This is a genomic window from Burkholderia sp. SJZ089 (genome assembly GCF_007828315.1).
Classification (GTDB): Bacteria; Pseudomonadota; Gammaproteobacteria; order Burkholderiales; family Burkholderiaceae; genus Burkholderia; species Burkholderia gladioli.
The window spans coordinates 1-1,804 of the sequence record NZ_VIUM01000059.1 but is presented as its reverse complement, the minus strand read 5'-3'; the positions used below and the strand labels follow the sequence as shown (position 1 = coordinate 1,804).

Below are 1,804 nucleotides of genomic sequence, written 5' to 3'. Positions count from 1 at the left end.
AGCCATCTCGCCGCGCAACTGCCGGACTACATGGTGCCGGCCGCCTTCGTGCGGCTCGACGCCCTGCCCTTGACGCCCAACGGCAAGGTCGACCGCCGCGCGCTGCCCGCGCCCGATTCGTCCGCGCTCGCGCGTCAGGCTTATGAAGCGCCTCAAGGCGAGATCGAATGTGCGCTTGCCGAGATCTGGGCCGAGTTGCTCGGCGTCGAGAGAATCAGTCGTCACGACAGCTTCTTCGCACTCGGCGGACATTCCCTGCTCGTCGTCCGGCTGGTTGGCCGTATCGCCGCGCTCGGCACCGAGTTGCCTCTCGCCAAGCTGTTCGCCTCGCCCACACTCGCCGGCCTGGCTGCGCTCATTGCCGACCGGCTGGACCAGGGCGCCGCCGCTTTGCCGCCCATCACGCCGGTCCCGCGCGATGGCGAGTTGCCGCTCTCCTTCGCCCAGCAGCGGCTGTGGTTCCTGGCCCAACTCGATGGCGTCAGCGCCATTTATCACATCCCGCTGGCGCTGCGCCTGCAAGGCCGGCTCGACACGGCAGCATGGCAGCGCGCGCTCGACACCCTGCTCGATCGTCACGAGGCGCTGCGCTCGACCTTCGTCACGGTCCAGGGCCAGCCGCAAGTGCGGCTGCTGCCGGTTGGCACCGCCTTGCCCGTCACGCACCACGACCTGCGCGATGCGCCCGACGCGCAGCAGCAGTTGCAGGCCATCAGTGCCCAGGAGGCGCATGCGCCCTTCGATCTCGAACAAGGCCCGCTGATCCGCGCCCGCCTGATCCGTTTGAGCAAGGGCGAACATGCGTTCCTGCTGACCCAGCATCACATCGTCTCCGATGCATGGTCCTTCGAGGTCCTGCTCGGCGAGCTGCAGGCCCTCTATGGCGCTTATCTCGATGGCTTGCCCGATCCGCTCGCGCCGCTGGCCATTCAATACCCCGACTACGCCGCCTGGCAGCGCCAGTGGCTGACGGGCGAACGCCTGCAGGCCCAGGGCGAGTATTGGCGCCAGACGCTCGCCGATGCGCCGGCCCTGATCGACCTGCCCACCGACCACCCCCGCCCCGCGCAGCAGTCGTTTGCCGGGGCTCACGTGCCGGTGTGCCTGGACGCCGAGCTCACGCAGGCGCTCAGGCGCCTCGCGCAAGCCCATGGCGTGACGCTGTTCATGACCGTGATGGCCGCCTGGGCCGCCGTGCTCGCGCGACTGTCCGGCCAGCAGGACATCGTGATCGGCACGCCCAGCGCGAATCGCAATCGCCAGGAGGTCGAGCCGCTGATCGGCTTCTTCGTCAACACGCTGGCACTGCGCCTCGATCTGTCCGGCACGCCCGATGCCGCCGCCCTGCTCGCGCGCGTGCGTCACGCCGCGCTGGCCGCGCAGGACCACCAGGACCTGCCTTTCGAGCAGGTCGTCGAAGTCGTCAATCCGCCGCGCAACCTGGAACACTCGCCGCTGTTCCAGGTGATGCTCAGTTGGCAGTTCCGGCAAGGCACGTCGTTGCAGTTGCCCGAACTCGAGGTGGCGCCGTTGCCGCCGAGCCACGACACGGTCAAGTTCGACCTGGAACTGGCATTCGAAGAGAGCGACGACGGAATCGCCGGTGTGCTCGGCTATTCGACGGCACTGTTCCAGCGGGCCACGATCGAACGGCATCTCGCTTACCTGCAGGCCATGCTGCGAGCGATGGTCCGGGATGAAACGCAGGTGATCGATCATGTCGACATCCTGCCGCCCGAGGAGCGCAAGCTGCTGCTGGGCGACTGGAATGCGACGCAGGCGGACTATCCCGAGCAGCATTGCA

The 1,804-nt window shown here is 67.9% G+C and carries 1 protein-coding gene; it reads left to right on the top strand.

What is annotated here, in order from left to right; translation table 11 throughout:
* Positions 1-1,804, top strand: a 1,804-nt coding sequence (locus tag FB600_RS36965; RefSeq protein ID WP_261383553.1) for a condensation domain-containing protein, incomplete at both ends; no start/stop codon positions are given.